Raw genomic sequence first — 5,147 nt, 5'->3', positions numbered from 1 at the left:
AGACCCGTGGTGCGGATCCGGCGCCGCAGATAGGCCGCCACCGTGTCGAGGTCACGCACGAGCCCGGAGGTGACGGCCTCCTCGACCCCGCCCGAATGTACGTGCCCGCCGATGGGCAGCCGCGAATCGGCGAGCGACATCACCATCGCGAGACTCATGGGCATCTCCTGCGGCCGGGCACGATCCGATCCTAGAACCGCACGGTCAGCCGGCCGGTGCGAAGTCCGCCGAGGCGCTCACCGCGGCCCACTTCTCGGTTTCCTCGGCTCGCGCCTGTCCGGCTGCCCGGGCCGCGGCCAGCGCATCACTGCCCAGCAGCAGGCGCCGTGGCGGTTCGGCCGAGTCGGCCACCTCGACGATGATGCGGGCCGCGCGAGCGGGGTCGCCGGGCTGGGATCCGTCGTTGTCGCGGCGGAAGCGGTGGACGGCGCCGACGGTCGCCTCGTAGTCGGCTCCCACCGGATGGATGGTCATCGAGGCGCCCTGCCAGTCGGTGCGGAAGGCGCCCGGCTCGACGATCACGACCCGGACCCCGAACGGGGCCACCTCACTCGCCAGCACTTCGGAGAATCCCTCGACCGCGAATTTCGCCGTCTGATAGGCGCCCAGACCCGGCGAACCACCGACCCGGCCGCCGATCGAGGAGATCTGGACGAAGGTCCCCGAGCGCTGGGCCCGCAGCACCGGGAGGGCGGCGCGGGTGACGTGCACGACGCCGAACAGGTTGGTCTCGACCTGCGCCCGGAAATCGTCGGCGGCCATCTCCTCGATCGGCGCGCTGTCGGCGTATCCGGCGTTGTTGACCACGACGTCGAGGGAGCCGAAGGTCTCGGTGGCCGCGCGCACGGCCGCCTCGGCCGCCGCTGGGTCGGTGACGTCCAGTCGCACCGGCAGGATGTGCGAGCCGCAGCGCGCGACCAGGTCGTCGAGCTGTTCGGGGCGTCGCGCACCGGCGACGACCCAATGCCCGGCGGCCAGCGCGGCCTCGGTCAGCTCCCGTCCCAGGCCCCGCGACGCACCGGTGATCAGCCATGTTCCGGCCATGTTCTCTTCTCCGTCCCACACGGTCCGGCCGCTGGCGGGGCGACCGGACACCATTAACTGTCACATCACTGTAGCACTTTTCTGATGTTTTGCTGCTTCATCGCAGCGATTTTTTCTGGATCTGCTGCTCAAATGTGTACATTGAAGCCGTGAGAGCTGACGCCGCCCGCAATATCGAGCAGGTGCTGACCACCGGAGCCCGGCTGCTCGCCGACGATCCGTCCGCGAGCCTGTCGGCCATCGCCGCCGAAGCCGGCGTGGACAGGCGCACCGTCTACCGCCGCTTCGCCTCGCGTGACGACCTCCTCGCGGCCGTCTACCAGGCTCGATACGACGCGGTCGAGGAAGCCATCGCGAGTGCCCGGCTCCGGGAGGCGCCGGTCGCGGTCGCCCTGCACCGGTACGTGGAGGCGATCATCGGCGTCAACCGCCGCTGGCCGGTGCAGACAGCGAGATTGGTGGCCGACGAAACCGTTCGCGAGCGCCGGGCACCACTGATCGCCGAGGTCGACACGTTTCTCCGGCGAGCCACCGACGAAGGCCTGCTACGCCCCGGCCTCCCCGAGGGCTGGGTGTCGACGCTCCTGGCGCAGCTGATGGTCAACGCCGCCGAGAACCTCCCCCAGCACGATCCGGGCCGCGCGGCCGACATCGTGGTCGACACCCTGCTGCGCGGCGTGGGCACCTCCGCGCCCACTTGACCTCAACAATGGTGAAGGTTGCAGGCTGGGCTCGTGAAAGCGATACGCCTGCATGAATTCGGTCCGGCCGAGAACCTGCGCTACGAGACCGCCCCCGATCCCCTGCCGGAACCCGGACAGGTCCGAATCGCGGTGGCCGCAGCGGGAATTCACCTGGTCGACACCTATCTGCGCCGAGGCCTGCCGGGGCCCTATCCGCTGCCGCGGTTACCGACGATCCCCGGCCGGGAGGTCGCGGGCGTCGTCGACCTGGTCGGTCCCGGCGCCGACCCGGATCTGCTGGGCGCTCGGGTCGTGACCCATCTGGGCGCCGCACCGGGCGGCTATGCCGCGCTGGCGGTCGCGGATGCGCAACGGCTGCAACATATTCCGGACGCGCTGGATGCGGCCGCGGCGGTGGCGATGATCGGTACGGGGCGAACCACTCTGGGCATTCTGGGATTCGCCGAGGTCGAGCCGGGACAGCTCGCGGTGGTGCCTGCCGCGGCGGGTGGGATCGGCACACTGCTCGTGCAGTATCTGCGCGCCGCCGGGCTCACCGTCGTCGGCCTGGCCGGCAGCCCGGCCAAGGTCGCGACCGTGGCGGCCAACGGCGCCGACCTCGCCCTCGACTACACCGACCAGGGGTGGCCGGATGCGGTGCGCGCACGCTTCGGCGACCGGCCCGCGCACTGGGTCTTCGACGGTGTCGGCGGCGCAGCGGGCCGGGCGGCGGTCGAATTGCTCGCACCCGGCGGCACCCGCCTGGTCTTCGGCTGGAGCGATGCCGCACTGAAATTCGCCCCTGGCGACCTCGCCGCTCGCGCCATCACCTCACGGTCGGTTCTCGGTCCGGAAATGCTCGAACGCGGCGGCGGAATCGCGGCGCTCGAGACGCGCGCCCTGGCCGCGGCGGGAGCCGGCCGGTTGCGCCCGGCGGTGCACCGGTTCGCCCTCGCCGATGCCGCCGCGGCGCACCGGGCCCTCGAGGACCGCGCCACCGTCGGCAAGGTCGCCCTCGAGCCGTGACAGTCGATAGCTGCTCGATTGCTGACGTAACCGATTCGTAGCCCCTCGCCTCGGTCGCGGCTCCTACGCTGGAGGTCGCGTCTCGTTCTCACGGCCCGCGACCGAGGCCGGCGGGCGCACGCGGAGGAGGTTCGTCCATGCCTGTGTGTACGACGCGCGACGAGGTCGACATCTACTACAAGGATTGGGGTGCGGGCCGCCCCGTGGTCTTCATCCACGGCTGGCCGCTCAACGCCGACGCCTGGGACGATCAGTTGAAACACGTGGCGGACAACGGCTTTCGCGGTATCGCACACGATCGACGCGGACACGGGCGCTCGGCACAGCCGTGGGGCGGATACGACTTCGACACCTTCGCCGACGATCTCAACGATCTGCTCAGCCGGCTCGACCTGCGCGATGTCACACTCGTGGCGCACTCCATGGGCGGCGGCGAACTGGCCCGCTACATCGGCCGCCACGGCACCGGACGGGTGCGCTCGGCGGTGTTGCTGTCGGCTATCCCGCCGCTGATGGTGCGCACGGAGGGCAACCCGGAAGGCGTGCCCGACGAGGTGTTCGATCAGATCAAGAAGGGCATTCTGACCGAACGTTCGCAGTTCTGGCGCGACACCTCTGAGGGCTTCTTCAGCGCCAACCGGCCGGGCACCAAGGCCACCCAGGGCAACCGCGACGCGTTCTGGTTCATGGCGATGCACGAGTCGATCGAGGCCGGGGTGCGCTGTGTGGACGCCTTCGCATACACCGATTTCACCGCCGACCTGCAGAAGTTCGATGTCCCGACGCTGATCGTGCACGGCGACGACGACCAGATCGTGCCCATCGACGCCACCGCCCGCAAGGCGGCGAAGATCATTCCGGACGCGACCCTCACCGTCTACGAGGGCGGTTCACACGGCATCGCCCTGGTGCCCGGCGACAAGGAGCGTTTCAACGCCGATCTGCTGGCGTTCCTGCAGAGCTGAAACCAATCCCGCCATCGGCCCACGCACGCGGTTCAGGTGAAGCGGATGCTCCGGGCCATCAGCCGCTGCATCGGGCCGCGGGTCAGATCCGTCCACGCCTGAAGCGGACCGCTCCACCACGGCGAGATCTCCACCGGTTTCGCGACGACGGCGTGACACACCAGATCCGCGGCCTCGACGGCGGTCAGGCCCGGCATGGACCCGAAATCGGTGGGCGCGCTCATGCGCGTATGCACCAGCGGCATGTAGATCGAGGTGGTGGTGACGCCGTCGGCCGCCACCTCGGTCGCCACCGTGCGCAACCACTGGTCGAATGCCGCTTTCGACGCACCGTAGGCGGCCCACCGCGGCGCCGGCGGCATGCGCAGCCCCCAGGTGGAGATGTTGACGATATGCCCGCGACCGCGCTCCCGCATCGCCGGCAGCAGGGCCAGCAGCAATCGCACCGGGCCGAGGTAGTTGATATCGATGGTCCGCGTGAAATCGTGGAAACGATCGTAGGACTGGTTGATCGAGCGCCGGATCGAGCGGCCCGCGTTGTTGATCACCACATCCACCCGCCCGTGTGTGGCGAGGATGTCGCGGGCCAGCTCGTCCACTGCCTCCATATCGGTCAGGTCGGCGCTGTAGGTGTGCGCGATGCCGCCGCTCGTGGTGATCTCGTCGGCTGCGGCGTCCAGCTCCGCCGTCGAGCGCGCCACCATCACCACCACGGCTCCGGCGGCGGCGAATTTGGCGGCGGCGACCTTCCCGATACCGTGCGAGGCACCGGTCACCAGCACGACCCGACCGGAGACGGCCTCGCGCAGCGACGTGTCGCGGGGCCGCGACGTGGGATACAACAACCGCGTCGCGACCCGCTCGGCCAGCGGACGGCCCGGTGAGGCGGTATCTGTCACAGCCGAAACTGTATTGGGCCGCCTGCGCCGGCGGGCCGGAATCGTCACCGCGACCGGGAACCGGTCAGCGCGATCCCGCCGCCGCGGAGGCGGTATCCACCGCGATCGCGCGCCGGCGCCGGCGGCCGGAGGTCGCCGCGGCCGTCACCGCCATCATGATCAGCAATGCCGCACCGACCATCAGCGCGGTGTGCATGCCGGTGACGAACGAGCTCTGCGCGGCATGGATCACGGCCGGATCGCCACGGTGGCGCACCAGCGTCTCGCCGAGCGTGTCGGCGAAATCGCCACCCGATCGGAACACCAGCGCCGCCAGCGAACCCAGCAGCGACAACCCCAGGGCGTTACCCAGTTCGAAACTGGTTTCGGAGATGCCGACCGCCGATCCCGCACGTTCGGCCGGAACCGAGGACACCGCGACCTCCGACACCAGGGTGAACACGATGCCGTAGCCCAGGCCCGCGATCGTGGATCCCGCGATGTACCAGCCGATCCCGCCGTCGACGCCGATACCGAGCAACAGCAGATTG

The 5,147-nt window shown here is 69.9% G+C and carries 5 protein-coding genes and 2 pseudogenes; 3 read left to right on the top strand and 4 right to left on the bottom strand.

Annotation, left to right across the window (positions count from 1 at the left end; translation table 11 throughout):
• Positions 1–158, bottom strand: a pseudogene (locus tag RJ03_RS38530) (urease accessory protein UreF); the annotation flags it as partial.
• A 46-nt stretch (positions 159–204) separates the two neighbouring features.
• Positions 205–1,044 (bottom strand): oxidoreductase, encoded by an 840-nt coding sequence (locus tag RJ03_RS27595; protein WP_036507685.1) that lies wholly within the window; start codon positions 1,042–1,044, stop codon positions 205–207.
• 149 nt (positions 1,045–1,193) lie between these two features.
• On the opposite strand from RJ03_RS27595, the gene RJ03_RS27590 reads away from it, so the two are divergent.
• From RJ03_RS27590 to RJ03_RS27580, 3 genes are all read left to right on the top strand, one after another.
• Positions 1,194–1,745 carry a TetR/AcrR family transcriptional regulator gene (locus RJ03_RS27590; protein WP_174372355.1) on the top strand — a complete coding sequence of 184 codons (552 nt, stop codon included), beginning with the start codon at positions 1,194–1,196 and terminating at the stop codon, positions 1,743–1,745.
• Positions 1,746–1,778: 33 nt separating this feature from the next.
• Positions 1,779–2,753: a zinc-binding dehydrogenase gene (locus RJ03_RS27585; RefSeq protein WP_036507683.1), complete on the top strand. Its 975-nt coding sequence runs from the start codon at positions 1,779–1,781 to the stop codon at positions 2,751–2,753.
• Between the two features lie 137 nt (positions 2,754–2,890).
• Positions 2,891–3,718, top strand: coding sequence for an alpha/beta fold hydrolase (locus tag RJ03_RS27580; RefSeq protein WP_036507680.1), 828 nt, complete (start codon positions 2,891–2,893; stop codon positions 3,716–3,718).
• Positions 3,719–3,750: 32 nt separating this feature from the next.
• On the opposite strand, the gene RJ03_RS27575 is transcribed toward RJ03_RS27580, so the two are convergent.
• A complete protein-coding gene (locus tag RJ03_RS27575) occupies positions 3,751–4,617 on the bottom strand; it encodes an SDR family NAD(P)-dependent oxidoreductase (protein WP_245552401.1) in 867 nt (288 codons plus the stop codon).
• A 64-nt stretch (positions 4,618–4,681) separates the two neighbouring features.
• Positions 4,682–5,147 (bottom strand): annotated as a pseudogene (locus RJ03_RS27570) (MFS transporter); the annotation flags it as partial.

Source organism: Nocardia aobensis NBRC 100429 (assembly GCF_000308375.1).
In the GTDB taxonomy this organism is placed as follows: domain Bacteria; phylum Actinomycetota; class Actinomycetes; order Mycobacteriales; family Mycobacteriaceae; genus Nocardia; species Nocardia aobensis.
This window is presented reverse-complemented; position numbering and strand designations above follow the sequence as displayed.

Coding starts and splice junctions, on each gene's coding strand:
- RJ03_RS27595 (WP_036507685.1), bottom strand. CDS start 1,044: ATGGCCGGAACATGGCTGATCACCGGTGCGTCGCGGGGCCTGGGACGG.
- RJ03_RS27580 (WP_036507680.1), top strand. CDS start 2,891: ATGCCTGTGTGTACGACGCGCGACGAGGTCGACATCTACTACAAGGAT.